Origin of the sequence: Streptomyces sp. NPDC059718, assembly GCF_042733315.1 — a bacterium.
In the GTDB taxonomy this organism is placed as follows: domain Bacteria; phylum Actinomycetota; class Actinomycetes; order Streptomycetales; family Streptomycetaceae; genus Actinacidiphila.
In genome coordinates this window covers 377867-395524 of sequence record NZ_JBHWGA010000001.1, presented here as the reverse complement: position 1 = coordinate 395524, position 17658 = coordinate 377867, and the positions used below count along the sequence as shown (strand labels likewise).

The following is a 17658-nucleotide window of genomic DNA, read 5'->3' as shown; positions in this document are numbered from 1 at the left end:
CACGCCGCCCCGCTGCGCGGTGCCGCGCACGTCCAGGTCCACGTTCCGGTCCACGTCCAGGGTCACGTCTCCGCCGTTGCCGCCGTTCACGCCTTGACCAGTCCCTTCCGGCGACCGCCGAGCGCCAGGTAGACATCCTCCAGGCTCGGCGCCGTCAGGGTGAAATCGTCGAGCGCGCCGAAGGCCGGGCCGCCGGTCAGCTCGGCGACCACGGAACGGGCCCGCTGCTGCGGCAGCCGCAGCGTCCAGCGGCGCCCGGTGACGTGGGCGGCGTCGCGCAGGGCCGCCACGGCGGGCACCGCCAGCGGGGGCGCGTCCCGCCACACCAGGTCCAGCCGTACCTCGTCGGCGACGAGTGCCTTCAGCCCGGCCGGGGTGTCGCAGGCGATGACCCGGCCGTCGTCGATGACCGCGACCCGGTCCAGTACGGTCTCCGCCTCGATCACGTTGTGGGTGACCAGCAGCACCGTGGTGCCGCGTTCGGCGCGCCGCCGGTCGACCGCCGCCCACACCGCCCGCCGGGCGACCGGGTCCATGGCGGTGGTCGGCTCGTCCAGCACGAGCACCGGCCGCTCGCCCACCAGGGCGGCGGCGAAGCAGGCGAGCCGCCGCTCCCCGCCCGACAGCCTCTTCACCGGCCGTGAGGCCAGGGCCGTCAGGTCCAGTTCCTCCAGGACGGCGTCCCGCTCGGCGCGCGCGGCCCTGGCGTCCAGACCGCGCAGCCGTCCGGTGGTCTCGGCGGCCAGGGCGACGGTCAGCTCGTCCAGCGCGCTCGACTCCTGACCGAGGTAGCCGACCAGCCGCGCCGCGCGCTCCGGGTGCCGGACGAGGTCGTGCCCGAGGAGCTGGACGGTGCCCGCGTCGGGGCGCAGCAGCCCCGTCAACTGGCGTACCAGGGTGGTCTTCCCGGCACCGTTGGGGCCGAGCAGCCCGAAGATCTCACCGCCCCGGATGTCCAGGTCGATGCCGTCGTTGGCGCGCACCGGGGGGCTCGCGGCGCCGCGCCGCCCCCGCCCGCCCGGATAGCTCTTCACCAGCCCGCGCACGGTCACCACCATCGCCGTCCGCGTGGTGGCGCCCTGTTCCGTGCCCGTACTCACGAGCATCGAGCCTACGCTGCATCCCGGCCGGGACGTGCCGCAGGGTCGGGTCCGGGCGCGCTCACTCCCCCGCAGAGGCCCTCGCGACGACCGCGCGGGCGTCGATCTCGCGCCAGAAGCCCGCCCGGATGGCGTAACGGTCGTGTTCGTCGATCTGGTCGTCCTTGTGGGCCAGCAGCCCGAACCGGGCGGCGTAGCGCAGCAGCTCGCCGTCGATGCGGTGCGGGACGCGCGGGTACTCGGCGGAGAGCACCTGGAGGTGGGACGTGTCGGTGAGCCGGCCGATCCAGCGGCGGGCGAAGACCTGGCCGACCTCGTACGGGTCGCCGCTGACGGCGGTGATGTCCTCCTCGCGGTCCGCCCAGCGCTGTTCGGGGCTGGTGAGCTGGGCCAGCGTGGGCAGGCTCGCGTCGGCGGCCTCGACGCCGCCGACCAGCCCGCGGTCGGAGGACCAGCGCAGGGTGGCCCCGGTGGCGGACGGGGAGGCGGGGTGCGGGGAGGAGTGCCCGCGGTGGACGATGCCGGCGACGTCCTTGGGGGTGGGCACCATGCCCCTGCCGGTCGCGGCGGCGGGCGCCTCGGGGCCCGGGCGGGTGCCGTTGCGCTCGACGGTGACGACCTGGGGCGCGACGGCGGCCGGCTCCGCGGGCTGGTCCGCCGCGGGCTGCGGCTCGGCGCCGCGGGTGGTCTCGGGCAGCGGCGCGGACAGGATCGCGGCGATCTCGGGCCGCGGGGTGAGGGGCGCGCAGACCCCGGCGGGTTCGCGCACGTGGATGGCCCGGGTGATCCACTCCCGGTCCAGCACACGCCGCTCGTCGGCCTCGGCGACCAGGTCCTCGGACTGGTTGAAGTCGCCGTCCGCGGCCTGCACGGCCCACAGGTGGACGGCGACGCCGTGCTCCTTCGCCGACATCATGCCGGGCAGGAGGTCGCCGTCGCCGGTGACCAGGACGACGTCGGAGCAGGCGCGGTTGCGGGCCAGCTCCGACAGCTCGGCGTGCATGGCCGCGTCGACGCCCTTCTGCGCCCAGCGGCCGTCGGTCCGGGTCAGCGCGCCCAGGCGGACCGTCACCCGGGGCATCACACGCAGTCGCCGGTGCTCCGGCTGGGGGACGCGGTCGGGGGCGCCGTCGAACCAGTAGATCCGCAGCAGCGGCTGGCCCGTCTCCTTCTCGGCGCGCTCCCGCAGACCCGCGACGACCTCGGCGTGGTCGACCGTGATCCTGGACCGGGAGGGCTCTCCGGCGAGGAGGCTCGCGGCAGCCCCGAGCAGGTAGCCGGCATCCACGAGGACGACGCAGCGGTCCATCGGTCTCACCCTCTTCTCCGAAAGTCCTGCCGTCCGTCCCCCCGGTAACGCTGTTGCCCCGAGTCTGCCCGAACACCGGGGCGTTGTGACCGGTTACGCGATCACCGGCGCGCCACACTCTGCAACTGCCCGAAATGCGACCTTCGTACTCCCGTGCAAGCCTGAGTGCGGCCCATCATCCGAGATTTCCCCCAAGGAGGAATCGTGGGCAAGAACAAGAACCGGGGCGAACGTACCGGCCAGCACCACGACCGCAGCGCCGCGACCACCGAAGAGCACGCGAAGAGCGCAGGCGGACGCGAGCAGATGGCGATGACGGCCCCGGGCGCCGAACCGCACGTGTCGCAGAAGCGGCAGAAGAAGTTCGGCCACAACTAGCGCGCGAGCGCCGGACGCTCATGACCGAGGGTGGCACCCCGTCCGGAAGGGGTGCCACCCTCGGCACGTCCGCCCGCTCGCGCGGGGGGTGATTCAGCCCGCCTGCTGCTGGGCGGTGGCGAGGCAGGAGGGGCCCAGGAGGGCCTTGAGGTCGCCGAAGAGTGCCGGGTCGGGAGTGACGCGGTGGCGGTCGAGCCGCAGCACCGTCGTCTTGCGGGCGCCCTGCAGCCGCACCCGGACCTCGGTGCTCCCCTTGTGGCTGGCGAGCACCTCGCCGAGGCGGGCGATCAGCGGCGGGGTCACCTTCACCGTCGGGATGGAGATCGTCACCGGCGCGTTGGTCCCGGCGTCGGTGAGGTCGGGGACCATCAGTTCCATCGCCACCAGGCGCGGGACGTCCTCGCGCTTGTCGAGCCGGCCCTTGACGAAGACGACGGCGTCCTCGACGAGCTGGGTCGAGATCAACTGGTACGTGGCCGGGAAGAACATGCAGTCGATGGAGCCGCCGAGGTCCTCGACGGTGGCGATGGCCCAGGCGTTGCCCTGCTTGGTCATCTTGCGCTGGAGACCGGAGATGATGCCGCCGATGGTGACGATCGAGCCGTCGGAGTAGTCGCCGGCCAGCGCCGAGACGGAGGCGTCCGCCTTGTCGTTGAGGACGTGCTCGATGCCGAAGAGCGGGTGGTCGGAGACGTACAGGCCGAGCATCTCGCGCTCCTGCGCGAGCAGGTACGTCTTGTCCCACTCGACGTCGGAGAAGGTGACGTCGAGCCCGAAGCCCGGTTCGTCGCCCCCGGCGTCGTCGCCCATGCCGCCGAAGAGGTCGAACTGGCCCTCGGCCTCCTTGCGCTTCACCGCGACCACGTTGTCGATCATCGGCTCGTAGTGCTCGGTGAGGCCCTTGCGGGTGTGCCCCATCTCGTCGTACGCGCCGGCCTTGATCAGCGATTCCACGGTGCGCTTGTTGCAGACCACGGCCTCGACCTTGTCGAGGAAGTCGGGGAAGGAGGTGTACTTCCCCTTGGACTTGCGGCAGCGGATGATCGAGTCCACCACGTTCTGGCCGACGTTGCGGACGGCGGTGAGGCCGAACAGGATGACGTCGTCGCCCTGCGCGGTGAAGTTGGCGTCCGACTCGTTCACGTTCGGCGGGAGCACCCTGATGCCCATGCGGCGGCACTCGTTGAGGTAGATCGCCGACTTGTCCTTGTCGTCGCGCACCGAGGTGAGCAGCGCCGCCATGTACTCGGCCGGGTAGTTGGCCTTGAGGTAGGCCGTCCAGTAGGAGACCAGGCCGTACGCGGCGGAGTGCGCCTTGTTGAAGGCGTAGCCGGCGAACGGCACCAGGACGTCCCACAGCGCCTGGATCGACTCGTCGCTGTAGCCGTTCTTCCGGGCGCCCTCCTGGAAGATGGTGAAGTTCTTCGCCAGCTCCTCGGGCTTCTTCTTGCCCATGACGCGGCGGAGGATGTCGGCCTCGCCGAGGGAGTACCCGGCGATGATCTGGGCGGCCTTCTGCACCTGCTCCTGGTAGACGATCAGGCCGTAGGTGACGTCGAGGACCTCCTTGAGGGGGGCCTCGAGCGCCGGGTGGATCGGGGTGATCTCCTGTTGCTTGTTCTTGCGCAGCGCGTAGTTGATGTGCGAGTTCATGCCCATCGGGCCCGGCCGGTAGAGGGCCGAGACGGCGGAGATGTCCTCGAAGTTGTCGGGCTTCATCATGCGCAGCAGGGAGCGCATGGGACCGCCGTCGAACTGGAAGACGCCGAGGGTGTCGCCCCGGCCCAGCAGTTCGAAGGTCTTGGGGTCGTCGAAGGGCAGGGCCAGCAGCTCGATGTCGACGCCCTTGTTGGCCTTCACCAGCTTGACGGCGTCGTCCATGATCGTGAGGTTGCGCAGGCCCAGGAAGTCCATCTTCAGCAGGCCGAGCGACTCGCAGCTCGGGTAGTCCCACTGCGTGATGGTGACGCCGTCGGAGTGCCGCACCCAGACCGGGGCGTGGTCGACGATCGGCTCGCTGGACATGATCACACCGGCGGCGTGCACGCCCATCTGCCGGACCAGGCCCTCCACGCCGCGGGCGAGGTCGATGACCTTCTTGGCGTCGGGCTCGTTCTCGTACATCGAGCGGATCTCGCCCGCCTCGCTGTAGCGCGGGTGCGCGGAGTCGGTGATGCCGGAGAGCGGGATGCCCTTGCCGAGGACGTCGGCGGGCATCGCCTTGGTGAGGCGGTCGCCGACGGCGTACGGGTAGCCCAGGACACGGGCGGAGTCCTTGATCGCGTTCTTGGCCTTGATGGTGCCGTAGGTGCCGATCATGGCGACCTTGTCGGCGCCGTACTTCTCGGTGACGTACCGGATCACCTCGGCGCGCCGGCGCTCGTCGAAGTCGATGTCGACATCGGGCATGGAGATGCGCTCGGGGTTGAGGAAGCGCTCGAAGATCAGGCCGTGGTCGATCGGGTCGAGGTCGGTGATGCCCATGGCGTAGGCGACGATCGAGCCGGCCGCGGAGCCTCGGCCGGGGCCGACGGCGATGCCGTTGTTCTTGGCCCACATGATGAAGTCGGCGACGACGAGGAAGTAGCCCGGGAACCCCATCTGGATGATGGTGTCCATCTCGTACTCGACCTGCTTCGTCCGGTCGTCCGGGATGCCTCCGGGGTAGCGGCGCTGCATGCCGCGCATGGTCTCCTCGCGGAACCAGGTGACCTCGGTGTAGCCCTCGGGGACGTCGAAGCGGGGCATCAGGTTCCGCGCCTGGAACATGCCGTCGGTGTCCACCTGCTGCGCGACGAGCAGCGTGGTGTTGCGGCAGCCCTCCTGCCAGGCGTCGGAGGAGTCGATGGCGAACATCTCGTCCGTCGTCTTCAGGTAGTAGCCGGTGCCGTCGAAGCGGAAGCGGTCCGGGTCGGAGACGTTCTTGCCGGTCTGGATGCACAGCAGCGCGTCGTGGGCGTCGGCCTCGCTGGCATAGGTGTAGTGCGAGTCGTTGGTGACGACCGGCGGGATGCCGAGCTTCTTGCCGATCTCCAGCAGCCCGTCGCGGACCCGGCGCTCGATCTCGATGCCGTGGTCCATCAGCTCCAGGAAGTACCGCTCCTTGCCGAAGATGTCCTGGTACTCGGCGGCGGCCTTCACCGCCTCGTCGAACTGGCCGAGGCGGAGCCTGGTCTGCACCTCGCCCGAGGGGCAGCCGGTGGAGGCCATCAGGCCCTCCGACCACTGGGCGATGGTCTCCTTGTCCATGCGCGGGTACTTGGTCAGCCAGCCCTCGGCATAGGCGTCGGAGGAGAGCCGGAAGAGGTTGTGCAGACCCGTCGCGTTCGCCGCCCAGATCGTCTTGTGCAGGTACGAACCGGAGGCCGAGACGTCGTCCCGCTTCTGGTGCGGCTGGCCCCAGGTGACCTTGCGCTTGTTCCGCCGCGACTCGGGGGCGACGTACGCCTCGATCCCGATGATCGGCGTGATCCCGGCGCCCTTGGCCTGGTGGAAGAAGTCGTACGCCCCGTGCAGGTTGCCGTGGTCGGTCATGGCGATGTGCGTCATGCCCATCTCACCGCAGGCCTTGAACATGTCCTTGAGCCGCGCCGCTCCGTCCAGCAGGGAGTACTGGGTGTGGACGTGAAGGTGGGTGAACGGCGTGGTCACGGGAAGCGACACCTCCGGCATCGGTCGTCATCTGGCGGCGTTGGAATCCTACGCCGGGGGTCCGACAGCCGATGCCATTCGCGCCCTCCCCGCCCTCCCCGCCGCGGCCGGCCGGCCCCGTGACCGGCCGGACGCGGACGGTGGCGTCAGCCCGCCCGGTAGGCGGCCCACGAGCTCTTCATGCGGCTCACCTGGCCTGCGGTGAACTGGTACATGCAGGAGTCGTAGGTGTAGTCCATGAAGTTGTGGATGGGGTCCACCCCGCCGGCCGTGCAGGTGTCACGGCCGGTCGGGCAGGCGCTCGCGGCGGTCTTCTCGGCGGGCGTGTCGGAGACGTAGTCGCCGTTGGCGCCGCAGCCGCCCTGGAAGGTGTGGTACAGGCCCATCCAGTGGCCGACCTCGTGGGTGGCGGTGTCGCCCTGGTTGTAGTTGGTGGCGGAGCCGCCGGGGACGGACGCGTCGAGGATGACCACGCCGTCGTCCTTGGGGTCGCCGGCGTACCAGCTCGGGAAGGTGGCCCAGCCGAGCAGGTCGTCCTGGAGGTTGGCCGAGTAGATGTTGAGCGCGCTCGCGCCGCCCTTGCGGAGGCTGGTCTTCATCGAGGTCTCGGCCGAGGAGCCCTCGGTCAGGTTGTACCAGGCGGCCTTGTCGGTGTAGTCCGTCGCGACCAGCGAGAACTGGTAGCCGGAGTCGACGTTGCCGGTGCCCTGGCCGGCGTAGGCCGCGTTGAGCACCGCTATCTGGCCGGCGACGGCGGCGGCGCTGAGCTTGCCGGTGCTGCCGCTGTGGATGACGTGCCAGTAGACCGGGATGGTCGTCGTCGCGGCGGCGGCGACCCGGGAGCCCTTGCCCTCGGCCTTGATCCTCGCGACGCGCTTCCTCAGGTCCGCGTCCATCGCCTTGGCGGTGGCGTCGCTGACGGCGTTGGGCTCGTGGGCCGTGGAGCCCTTCATCTTGCGGGCCGCGGCGTCGCCGCTGTCCGCGCACTGCTCCGCGGGGGTCCTCGCGTGCGCGGAGGCGCTGCTCACGGTGGCCGTCGCGCCGGTGAGGGGGAGCAGGGCCAGGGTTCCGGCCACGGCGGAGAGACCGACGAGACGGCGGGAACGGGGGGTGCGTGACATGTGGGGGCACTCCTCGTGGGACGTACGGGAGGAATTTCCTCCTCGCCGCCCGGAGGTTATGTGTCCATGCCAGAACCGGTGCAGCCCCCTTCCGGCCCATTGGCGGACAGAGGGTAATCCCTAGACAACGAAGGACCCTTGAGGGTCCGCGCCGGCCGGCGCAACACCCCCGGAACACGGGGTGGGCGGTGTGTCCGGATTCGGACCCGGGGGCTCCCCACCGCCCGCCCCGCGCCGGCCGGTCCGCGCACGGCGCGGGGGGTTGGCCGGAAATCGACGTTCGGGGGGCTCAGCGTACCGGCGAGTAGACCCGCTCGACCTTCTGCGTGCCCGACAGGGTGCGGTACGAACGCTCCCAGGTCGACGAGGCGTTCGGGTCGGTGCGGTCGGAGAGCGCGTAGTAGTCCATCTGCGCCCGCTCGCCGGTGATGTCCAGCACGCCGTAGCCGTGGGAGTCCATGTCCAGCCACTTCACATGGCGGTTGGCGGCCTTCACGGCGGCCTCGGCGACCGTGGAGACGGTGTCCGGGGCGACCTTGAGGATGTCGTCCAGGTTGTCGGAGGTGACCGAGGTGACCACGAACTCGGTGGCGGCCGAGGCCGACAGCGGGTAGGTCGCCGCCTTGACCGGGACGTCGTTCGCCCACGCCATGTGGATGTCGCCGGTCAGGAAGACCGTGTTGCGGATGCCGTTGTCCCGCAGGTGGGCCAGGATCTCGCGGCGGTCGTCGGTGTAGCCGTCCCACTGGTCGACGTTGACCGCCAGGCCCTCGGCGGGCAGGCCGAGCAGCTTCGCCAGCGGCGCCAGCAGGTAGTCCGGCAGTGCGCCGAAGGCGACCGGCGAGATCATCACCGAGTTGCCGATCAGCCGCCAGGTGGTGTCCGAGGCCTTCAGGCCGGCCTTCAGCCAGTCGAGCTGGGCCCGGCCGGTGATCGTCCGGTCCGGGTCGTCCACCGCGCCGCTGCCGATCGAGGCCTGCTGGGAGCGGAAGGAGCGCAGGTCGAGCAGGGACAGGTCGGCGAGCTTGCCGAAGCGCAGCCGCCGGTAGGTGGTGCCGGCCACCGAGGGACGCACCGGCATCCACTCGAAGTAGGCCTGCTTGGCGGCGGCCACCCGCGCCGTCCAGGCGCCCTCGGCGCCCTCGGTGTGGTTCTCGGCGCCGCCGGACCAGGCGTCGTTGGCGAACTCGTGGTCGTCCCAGATCGCCACGACCGGGGCCACGGCGTGCAGCGCCTGCAGGTCGGTGTCGGTCTTGTAGCGCCCGTGCCGGGTGCGGTAGTCGGCCAGCGTGACGATCTCGTGGGCGGGCGCGTGCGGGCGGACGACGGTGCCCCGGGCGGCGTAGCCCCCGGTGCCGTACTCGTAGATGTAGTCGCCCAGGTGCAGCCAGGCGTCCAGGTCCCCGCGGGCGGCCAGGTGGCGGTACGAGGAGAAGTACCCGGCCTCCCAGTTGGCGCAGGAGACCACCCCGAAGCGCAGCCGGTCGGCGGCGGCGTTCTCGGCGGGCGCGGTACGGGTACGGCCGGCCGGCGAGGTCACACCGCCGGCCGTGAAGCGGTACCAGTACTCCGTGGCGGGCTGCAGTCCGCGCACGTCGGCCTTGACGGTGTGGTCGGAGGCGGCGGTCGTGGCCGCCGTGCCGGTCGCCACGACGGAGGTGAACGCCTTGTCCCTGGCGACGGTCCAGCTCACCTCGGTCGCGGGGCCGAGCCCGGAGCCCGGGACGGCCTCGGGCAGGGGAGTCACGCGCGTCCACAGCAGCACGCCGTCGGGCAGCGGGTCACCGGAGGCCACGCCGTGCAGGAAGGCGGGGGCCGGTGCGGCGGAGGCGGGGGCGGCGGAGGCCGCCAGCGGTATCAGCGCGGCACCGGTCACGACGGCGCCGGCCTTGACGACCGAACGGCGGCTCGGTGTTCTCGATGAGGTCTGTGAGGGTGCAGAGGTATCGGTCACGGGGCGTCAGATTACGCGCCGGTAACCCCTTTCCGGGACCGAATGCACAAGAGTTCGGAAGGACTTCGCCCTCCGGTCCCCCGGCGTGACGCCGGGGGACCGGAGGGCGGAACCGGCCACGGGCCGGTGCTATCCCTTGCCGATGATCTGGTCGACCGCGGCCGTGTACTGGTCGGCGGTCATCGCCTGCACGCTGTCGATGGTCTTGTCGTCGAGCTTCACGGTCGGCGTGCCCGTGATGCCGTCGTCGGTGAACTGCTGGTCCATGGTCAGCGCCCACTTGTCGTAGGTGCCGTTGCGGACCGCGTTCTCGAAGGTCTTGTTGCCCTTGAGCGCGTCGACCTTCTGCGCCAGTTCGATCAGCTTGTCGTCGCTGCCGAAGTCGTCCTTGGTCTCCTCGGGGTGGACGTCCTTGGAGTACAGCAGCGTGTGGTACTGGACGAACGCGTCCTTGCTGACGTTCAGGGCGGCGCCCAGCGCGCTCAGCGCGTTCTTCGAACCCTGGCCCTGGGCGAGGCGGTCGTCGAGGAAGGCACCCATGGTGTACGAGATCTTGTACTTGCCGTCCTTGGCGTCCTTCTGGACGGTCTCGCCCGAGGTCTGCTCGAACTGCGCGCACACCGGGCAGCGCAGGTCCTCGTACACCTTCAGCGTGTGCTTGGCGCTCTCGTCGCCGATGACGATCGACGTGCCGTTCTTGCCCGAGGAGTTGGCCGGCTTCACCAGCGGCTTGTCCGCGGCCTTCTCCCAGTAGGTGGGCGCGTTCATCTTGACGACGGCCACGGCTATGCCGGCGCCGAGCGCCAGCACGCCCAGGACGCTGCCGCCGACGACGAGCTGCCGCCGCAGCTTGTCCCGCTTCGCCTGCCGCTCGCGCTCGACGCGCAGCCGCTCGCGGGCGGCGTTCTTGGCGGCCTGGCTGTTTCGCTTGCTCATGGTGGTGTGATCTCCGACTCGTGCGTACGTGGGTGAGGGGTGGGGCGCCGTGCTCAGCGGAAGCCGAGGCGGGCGGGCGGCCCTCGCCGTACGACGGAGTGCAGGAGCAGGGGCAAGGCCGGGGCGGCGGCCACGGGCCCGGCCGCGCCGGGGCGGGCGGTGCCGCGCGGTCCGGCCGTCCGGAAGACCGCCAGCGCGACGAGTAGCGGCCGGAAGGCGGCACGCAGCAGGCGGTGCAGGGCGTCCTCACCGCACCGCAGCCACCCGGCGGCGACCAGGCCGACGCAGACGTGCGCCAGGAGCAGCAGCCACGGCGAGGTGCCGGCGCCGGACATCCCCTGCCCCGTGGCGAGCGAGCCGCCGACGTCACCGCCGTGGCAGGCCAGCGCCTCGTTGATCGAGCGCCACGAGCCGGTGACGGGACCGCCCCCGGGGCCGTAACAGGTGTGCTGGCCCGCGGTGAACAGCGTGTCGAGGGCCAGTTCCAGCGGGACGAGCAGCCCGGCGATAGGCCAGTAGCCGCGCTCCCGGCGGCCGAGCGCGTACGCGACCGCGAAGACGCCCGCGAAGGCCCCCGCCGTGGTCGTCATCGGCAGGGGCTCCCGCGAGAGCATGATGTGGGCGGTCGCGGACAGCGTCACGCACAGCGCGGCGAAGCATCCCGCGCGCAGTGCCCTCAGCCGGGGTCCGGTCCCTTCCATGGCGCAGAGTGTGCCATGCCGGTGTGTAAGCAATGCCTAAACCCCCGAACAAGGCGCCCGTGATCAGAGCCCCGGGATGCGCCCGTTGCGGAACAGGTCCACGAAGATCTGGTGGTCGGCGCGGGCCCGGGCGCCGTAGGAGTGGGCGAACTCCACCAGGGACTCCGTGAAGCCCTCCTCGTCCCGGGCGATGGCCGCGTCGATGGCGTCCTCCGTGGAGAACGGCACCAGCGAGTGCCCGCTCTCGTCGTCCGCGGCCGCGTGCATCCCGGCGGTGGCCCGCCCGAGGTCCGCGACGACGGCCTCGATCTGCTCCGGGTCGTCGAGGTCCGACCAGTCCAGGTCCACCGCGTACGGCGACACCTCGGCGACCAGCTGGCCGACGCCGTCCAGCTCGGTCCAGCCCAGGTACGGGTCGGCGTGCGCCTGCAGCGCGCGCTGCGAGATCACGGTGCGGTGGCCCTCGTGGCGGAAGTAGTCGCGCACCGCCGGGTCGGTGATGTGCCGGGAGACCGCCGGGGTCTGCCCCTGCTTCATGTAGATCACGACGTCGTTCTCCAGGGCGTCGGTGTGGCCCTCGAGGAGGATGTTGTACGAGGGCAGGCCCGCGCTGCCGATGCCCACGCCGCGGCGGCCCACGACGTCCTTGACGCGGTGGCTCTCCGGGTTGATCCGGCTGGTCTCCGGCAGCGTGTCCAGGTAGGCCTCGAACGCCCGCAGCACCTTCTCGCGGGTGCCGCCGTCCAGTTCCACGGCGCCGCCCCCCGCACCGAAGCGGCGGTCCCAGGCGCGGATCTCGGTCATCGAGTCCAGCAGCCCGAACCGGGTCTGCGAGCGGGCGTGGCGCAGCGCCTCCAGCAGCGGGCCCTGCGCCGAGTCCAGCGTCAGCGCGGGGACGGCCTCGCCCTGGGCGAGGGCGCGGACGCGCTCGCGGTAGGCGGTGGCGTAGCTGCGCACCAGGCCGGAGATCAGGTCGTCGGCCAGGGCCTTGCTGTAGCCGATCAGCGCTATGGAGGCGGCGAAGCGCTGCAGGTCCCAGGTGAAGGGGCCGACGTAGGCCTCGTCGAAGTCGTTGACGTTGAAGATCAGGCGGCCGTTGGCGTCCAGGTAGGTGCCGAAGTTCTCGGCGTGCAGGTCGCCGTGGATCCACACCCGGGACGTGCGCTCGTCCAGGAACGGGCCGCCGTCCTTGGCGTCGGCCAGGTCCGCGTAGTAGAGGCACGCGGTGCCCCGGTAGAAGGCGAACGCCGACGCCGCCATCTTGCGGAACTTGACCCGGAACGCGGCCGGATCGGCGGCCAGCAGCTCCCCGAACGCGGTGCCGAAGACCTCGAGGATCCGCTCGCCGCGCTCTTCGTCCGTCGTCATGCCTGTGGCCATCGGTGCTGTGCCTCCTGGGCTGGTCCGTGTCTGCCGCGTCCAACGCAGGAGCGTACGCTCGCGTGCCCGCGGACGACCCCCGGCGGGGCGTTATTCGCGTCACCGTCGCACCGCGTTCAACCGGGCACTTCCGGCCACGGTCGCGCGTTCTGGCTTGCGATGAACACCACCAGGGGGCGGGACACCGCGCGCCGCGGCCGGCGGCGCACCATATTCGGGCTGCTGCTGATCGGCGGCCTCGTACTGGCCGCCGTGGCGTGGCCCACACTCTCCGCACAGGTCCGCGCGGCCAACTGGCCGAAGCAGCAACCCCGCGGGCCGCAGCACATCACCGCCCGCATGGAGGCCGTCCGCGAGGCCGTCGTCAAGGAGTTCGGCCCCCGCGGCCTCGAGGGCGCCCCCGGCTGCTACCGCGAGGAAGGCGGCATCGCCGGCGGCGGCGAACACCCCCTGGGCCGCGCCTGCGACTTCATGCTCATGCCCGCCGGCAAGAAGGCCACCGGCAAGTCCGACGCCCTGGGCGAGGCCATCGTGGCCTGGGTGCGGGAGCACGCGGACGAATACGGCATCTGGTACGTCATCTACGAGCAGCACATCTGGTCGAGCCGACTCCCCCAACAGGGGTGGAAGTTGATGGAGGACCGCGGGTCCATCACGCAGAACCACTTCGACCACGTGCACATATCGGTCTACTGAGGCAGCGGCCTCGCCGGCCGGCGAGGAGACGGAGCCCACGCCGCTGCGGGTCTATCCCGAGCGCCGCCCGGACAGGTGAAGTGACCGCACTCCGCTGCCGCGACGAATCCGGTCCCTCGGTCGCGGATCCGGCATCCGGTGCGGCATGGGACTGATCCGCGTGTTGGCGATCGGCCTCAGGGACGACGAGCCAGTGCCGTGGGTACCCCGGCACCAGCTGGTCCTCAGCCGTCACCGCTGCCGCCCCCCTTCCCCCGGCCGGGTCTGGCGCGGACGTGCATGCGCTCGCCCTGGCGGCCGAAGAGGCTGAGGATCTCGACGGGTTGGTCGCCGGCGCTGCCGAACCAGTGCGGCAGCCGGGTGTCGAACTCGGCGGCCTCGCCGACGCCGAGGACGACCTCGCGGTCGTCCAGCAGGAGGCGGAGGCGTCCGGAGAGCACGTACAGCCATTCGTAGCCCTCGTGGACGCGGAGGTCGGGCTCGCACTGGCCCGCGGGGACGACGACCTTCCAGGCCTGCGGGGACGCCGGCTGCCGGGTCAGCGGCAGGACGGTGCGGCCGTTCACGCGGCGGGGCTTGAGGCGTACCCGGGGGTCGCCGACCTCGGGGGCGCCGACCAGTTCGTCCAGCGGTACGCGGTGGGCCCGGGCGATCGGCAGGAGGAGTTCGAGGCTGGGGCGGCGCCCGCCGGTCTCCAGGCGGGACAGCGTGCTCGTGGAGATGCCCGTGGCCTCGGACAGCGCGGCCAGCGTGACGCCCCGCTGTGTGCGCAGGCGTTTGAGGCGGGGGCCGACCTCCGCCAGCGTGGCGGCGATCGAGGACAGGTCTTCCATCCGCCCATTCCATCCCGGCCGTCCCCGGAACGGCAACGAACGTTGCCGTCGCGCGGAACGGGAACGCGTACGCCGTCGTGGCGATCGGCGGTGGCGCCGCCAGGCCGAGGCGCCGTGCCGAGCCGAGCCGACCGTCATCCACGACCTGACGCCCCCGCCACGCCCCTCCGGGCCTCCGGATACGGTCGGGATCGAACCGGGAGGTGGGGGCGTGAGCGTGATGGGCGTCTGGGTGGTCGGGGCCGTCCCCGACGACGAGGCGCGGGCGTTGTCCCGGCGCGCCGCCCGGCGGGGCACCGGAGACGAGGACCTGCCACCGGAGGACGCGCAGGCGCTCGCCTGGTGGTCCGGCGGCGGTGACGAGGAACGCTTCTTCGAGGACACCGCGGACGGCTCAGGTGGCGCCTGCCCCACCCCGGCCGCGCTGCGGTTCGCCGAACTCGTCCACTGCAACACCGCCCCCGACGACGAGCCCGCGCTGACCCTTCAGGACGAGCTCATGGAGCTCATGCCGGCGACCGGGGGCGACGGCCCGTTCGCCGCCGTCGCCCGTAAGGCGAGCCCGGCCGCGGCGCTGCTGCACGGTCTCGGCGCGGAGGCTTCGGCCCTGCTGCCCGGCAGGTTCGGCGAGTTCCTGCTGACCCACGACGAGGTGGCGGCGGCACTCCCCCGGGCCGTGCGGGCCCTGGATGTCTCCGGCGCCCGGCGGGACGAGGTCCTTTCCCGCGTGGCCGACTGGATGCGCGGCATGGGCGACGCCCCGGAGTTCGACGGGGCCGAACTGCTCGACGCCCCCTTGCGTGTGCTGCGTCACGCCGCCCGGTCCGGCCTCGGTGCCGCCGTGTTCAGCCGCTGGTACTGAGCCGGGCCTCGATCCGCTAGGTTGAACGCGTTCAAAGTGCTGTTCGCCGGGGGGAAGGGGCGGCCATGAGGGCTGAGGCGGGGCGGCCGAAGGCGCGGGCGGGGATCGGGCGTCGGCAGTGGGTGCTCGCGGTGGGGGCGTTGGCCGCGGCCGTGCCCGGGCTGCTCTTCGGGCTGGACAGCTACTACGGAGGCTTCTTCGTGCTGACCGTGGTGCCGCTGGCGCTGCCACCGCTCCTGGGGCGGTTCCCCAGGGTGTTCGCCCAGGCCTGCGTCGTCATCGCACTGGCGCTGGTCACCTGGTCCGTCATCGGCGCGGTGCCCGCGATGTACGTGTTCCTGCCCTCGGCCGCGCTCCTGCTGCTCGCCGCGGCCGCCGGGCAGCGCCGGGCCGCCCTCGCTCAGGGGCGGATCCAGCAGTAGAGACGCCGTCCGCCCGCCGCCGCGCGGCCGGCCAGCCCGGCGAGCTCCTTGAGGAACGGCCCGAGGACGTCCGGGCCGTGGACGCCGTGGAGACCTCCGGAGGTGCGGGACCACCCCATGGCGACGTCGTCCAGCAGGTCCGCGTCGAAGGCGGCGAGGGCGTCGCGGAAACTGTCGGTGAGGGAGACGGCGACCACCCTGCCCTCGCCGGCCACGCCCACCAGGGCGCCGCGGCGCGGGTCGGAGCGCACGTCCTCGGGGGCGCGGCCGGTGATGAGCACCTCCGCGGGGAGCAACTCCACGACCGGGTCTATGCCCTGGGTCACGTGCTGGTCGCGACCGTCGCCGTCGGCCTCGCGGAACTCGCGAGGCCCGCGGAACTCGCACAGCTCGCGGAACTCCCGGACCACGGCGCGTGCGGCGTCCTTGTCGTCGGCGGCGGAGTAGTACCCGTAGAGAACACCCATGTCCCGGATGATCTCAGCGGGCACTGACAACGGCCCCCGTCCGCAGGGGCGTTACGCCTCCCCCGCCGTCCCGGCCTCCGCCGCGAGGTCGGCGAGGAAGTCCAGGGCGACCGCCCAGGTCTGCTCGGCCGCCTCCGCGTCGTAGTCGTCGAGGTCCGGGTCGGTGAAGAGGTGTCCGGCGCCCCGGTAGCGGTGGATCTCCACGTCGGCGCCCGCCTTGCGCATGCGCAGGTACCAGGCGTTCAGCCAGTCGTCGGGCTCGAAGGGGTCGGGCTCGGCGACGTGCAGCTGGACGGGGAGGTCGGTGGCCGCGTCGTCGGCGATGTCCGAGGTGCCGTGCAGCAGCAGGAGGCCGCGGGCCCTCTCGTCGGCGAGGGCGAGGTTCTGGGCGATGGAACCGCCCAGCGAGAACCCGGCGTAGACCAGGCCGCGGCCGGAGAGCGGGCCGGAGACGGTGACGGCGCGCATCAGCAGTTCGTCGCGGCCGATCTCGTCCTTGATGGCCATGCCCTCCTCGACGGTGTCCGCGGTGCGCCCCTGGTAGAGGTCGGGCACGTGCACCTCGTGGCCGGCCGCGCGCAGCCGGTCGGCGGCGGCGTGCACGGCGGGACGGAGTCCGTAGGCCGAGTGGAACAGCACGATGGTCATGCCGGAGCTCACAATTTCACTTCCCATGATCGGCGCACGGTCGGGTACGGGCTCCATCATGCCCGTTACCGTCGAAGACATGGATTCCGTCATACGACCGCTCGGCGTGGTGGGCGGCTCCCTCGTCGTCACGCTCGCCGTGGGCTGGGCCGTGGACCACGCGCTGCGCCGGGCGGACGCCCGGCATCCGGAGACCCCGCTGTGGAACCTGCTGCGGCGCGCCCGGCTGGCGCTCCAGCTGGTGATCTGCAGTTCGCTGCTGCGCGGCTCGTACGAACAGGCGCACCTGGCCCGCGGCCACACCCGCGGGATCGGGCAGGTGCTGACGCTGGTGCTGATCGGGGCCTGTGCCTGGCTGGTCGTCAGGGTCGCGGCGGCCGTCGTGGAGGCGTCCTACTCGCGCTACGCCTCCGCCGCCCAGGACGCGGCGCGGGTGCGGCGGGTGCGGACGCAGGTGAGCCTGATCCAGCGGGTGGTCACCGCGGTCGTCGGCGTGGTGGCGATCGCGGCCATGCTGCTGACCTTCCCCGCGATGCGCGGCTTCGGCGCCTCGATGCTGGCCTCCGCGGGGCTGATCGGCATCGTCGCCGGCATCGCCGCCCAGTCGACGCTGGGCAACCTCTTCGCGGGGCTGCAGATCGCCTTCGGGGACATGGTCCGGATCGGCGACGCGGTGGTCGTGGAGGGCGAGTGGGGGACGGTGGAGGAGATCACCCTCACCTACCTGGTGGTCCGCACCTGGGACGAGCGGCGGATCACCATGCCGGTCTCGTACTTCACCAGCAAGCCCTTCGAGAACTGGTCCCGCGGCAACGCCCGGATGACCGGCACCGTCTACTTCCACCTGGACCACGCCACGCCCGTCGACCTGATGCGCGGACACCTCCACGACGTCCTCAAGGAATGCGAGCAGTGGGACGGCCGGGCCTGGGGCCTGGTGGTGACGGACGCCACCCCGTCCACGATCGAGGTGCGGGCCCTGGCCACGGCGAAGGACGCGGACGACATCTGGACGGTGCGCTGCGTGGTGCGGGAGCAGATGATCGACTGGCTGCGCCGCGAGCACCCGTACGCGCTGCCGCGCATCAACACCGCCACCGCCCCCGGCCTGGCCGAGGCCCCGGACCGGGAGCAGGCCACGCCCGGGGCCGAGGACATCGGTCCCGGCCCCGGATCCCGCTAGGCAACGCGCCGGGCCGG

General features: G+C 71.8%; 16 protein-coding genes. 5 read left to right on the top strand and 11 right to left on the bottom strand.

What is annotated here, in order from left to right; all coding sequences use genetic code 11:
- Window positions 1–86 precede the first annotated feature (86 nt).
- On the bottom strand, window positions 87–1106 hold the full coding sequence (locus ACFV3E_RS01845) for an ABC transporter ATP-binding protein (protein ID WP_500370113.1): 1020 nt from the start codon (window positions 1104–1106) through the stop codon (window positions 87–89).
- 55 nt (window positions 1107–1161) lie between these two features.
- The gene (locus tag ACFV3E_RS01840) at window positions 1162–2409 is read right to left on the bottom strand and encodes an NYN domain-containing protein (protein ID WP_500532909.1); all 1248 of its coding nucleotides are present in this window, start codon (window positions 2407–2409) and stop codon (window positions 1162–1164) included.
- 204 nt (window positions 2410–2613) lie between these two features.
- Here ACFV3E_RS01840 and ACFV3E_RS01835 point away from each other — a divergent pair, with 204 nt between their 5' ends.
- Window positions 2614–2787, top strand: coding sequence for a hypothetical protein (locus ACFV3E_RS01835; RefSeq protein ID WP_500370111.1), 174 nt, complete (start codon window positions 2614–2616; stop codon window positions 2785–2787).
- Window positions 2788–2880: 93 nt separating this feature from the next.
- On the opposite strand, the gene dnaE is transcribed toward ACFV3E_RS01835, so the two are convergent.
- The 6 genes from dnaE to ACFV3E_RS01805 all read right to left on the bottom strand — a co-directional run bounded on the left by dnaE (window position 2881) and on the right by ACFV3E_RS01805 (window position 12530).
- Window positions 2881–6459 carry a DNA polymerase III subunit alpha gene (gene dnaE / locus ACFV3E_RS01830; protein ID WP_500532908.1) on the bottom strand — a complete coding sequence of 1193 codons (3579 nt, stop codon included), beginning with the start codon at window positions 6457–6459 and terminating at the stop codon, window positions 2881–2883.
- A 125-nt stretch (window positions 6460–6584) separates the two neighbouring features.
- The gene (locus tag ACFV3E_RS01825) at window positions 6585–7559 is read right to left on the bottom strand and encodes a zinc metalloprotease (RefSeq protein ID WP_500532907.1); all 975 of its coding nucleotides are present in this window, start codon (window positions 7557–7559) and stop codon (window positions 6585–6587) included.
- A 289-nt stretch (window positions 7560–7848) separates the two neighbouring features.
- Window positions 7849–9513, bottom strand: a complete 1665-nt coding sequence (locus ACFV3E_RS01820) for an alkaline phosphatase D family protein (protein ID WP_500532906.1) — start codon at window positions 9511–9513, stop codon at window positions 7849–7851.
- A gap of 129 nt (window positions 9514–9642) precedes the next feature.
- A complete protein-coding gene (locus ACFV3E_RS01815; RefSeq protein WP_500532905.1) occupies window positions 9643–10449 on the bottom strand; it encodes a thioredoxin domain-containing protein in 807 nt (268 codons plus the stop codon).
- A 53-nt stretch (window positions 10450–10502) separates the two neighbouring features.
- Window positions 10503–11150, bottom strand: coding sequence for a hypothetical protein (locus ACFV3E_RS01810; RefSeq protein WP_500532904.1), 648 nt, complete (start codon window positions 11148–11150; stop codon window positions 10503–10505).
- A gap of 63 nt (window positions 11151–11213) precedes the next feature.
- Window positions 11214–12530 carry a DUF2252 domain-containing protein gene (locus tag ACFV3E_RS01805; RefSeq protein ID WP_500532903.1) on the bottom strand — a complete coding sequence of 439 codons (1317 nt, stop codon included), beginning with the start codon at window positions 12528–12530 and terminating at the stop codon, window positions 11214–11216.
- 159 nt (window positions 12531–12689) lie between these two features.
- Between ACFV3E_RS01805 and ACFV3E_RS01800 the strand changes: the two genes are divergently transcribed.
- On the top strand, window positions 12690–13226 hold the full coding sequence (locus ACFV3E_RS01800; protein ID WP_500370105.1) for a VldE C-terminal domain-containing protein: 537 nt from the start codon (window positions 12690–12692) through the stop codon (window positions 13224–13226).
- Between the two features lie 224 nt (window positions 13227–13450).
- Here the strand turns inward: ACFV3E_RS01800 and ACFV3E_RS01795 are convergent, their stop codons facing one another.
- The gene (locus tag ACFV3E_RS01795; protein WP_500532902.1) at window positions 13451–14059 is read right to left on the bottom strand and encodes a helix-turn-helix domain-containing protein; all 609 of its coding nucleotides are present in this window, start codon (window positions 14057–14059) and stop codon (window positions 13451–13453) included.
- 211 nt (window positions 14060–14270) lie between these two features.
- On the opposite strand from ACFV3E_RS01795, the gene ACFV3E_RS01790 reads away from it, so the two are divergent.
- Both ACFV3E_RS01790 and ACFV3E_RS01785 read left to right on the top strand, forming a co-directional pair.
- A complete protein-coding gene (locus ACFV3E_RS01790) occupies window positions 14271–14921 on the top strand; it encodes a hypothetical protein (RefSeq protein ID WP_500532901.1) in 651 nt (216 codons plus the stop codon).
- A gap of 65 nt (window positions 14922–14986) precedes the next feature.
- Window positions 14987–15343 (top strand): hypothetical protein, encoded by a 357-nt coding sequence (locus ACFV3E_RS01785; RefSeq protein WP_500532900.1) that lies wholly within the window; start codon window positions 14987–14989, stop codon window positions 15341–15343.
- On the opposite strand, the gene ACFV3E_RS01780 is transcribed toward ACFV3E_RS01785, so the two are convergent.
- Entirely contained in the window at window positions 15322–15810 is a 489-nt protein-coding gene (locus ACFV3E_RS01780; RefSeq protein ID WP_500532899.1) for a hypothetical protein, read from the bottom strand. The two genes, ACFV3E_RS01785 and ACFV3E_RS01780, sit on opposite strands and share 22 nt — an antisense overlap.
- A 51-nt stretch (window positions 15811–15861) precedes the next feature.
- Window positions 15862–16458 carry a dienelactone hydrolase family protein gene (locus tag ACFV3E_RS01775; protein ID WP_500532898.1) on the bottom strand — a complete coding sequence of 199 codons (597 nt, stop codon included), beginning with the start codon at window positions 16456–16458 and terminating at the stop codon, window positions 15862–15864.
- Window positions 16459–16537: 79 nt separating this feature from the next.
- Here ACFV3E_RS01775 and ACFV3E_RS01770 point away from each other — a divergent pair, with 79 nt between their 5' ends.
- Complete coding sequence (locus ACFV3E_RS01770) at window positions 16538–17641, top strand: mechanosensitive ion channel family protein (RefSeq protein WP_500532897.1); 1104 nt, start codon at window positions 16538–16540, stop codon at window positions 17639–17641.
- The last annotated feature ends 17 nt before the right edge of the window (window positions 17642–17658 follow it).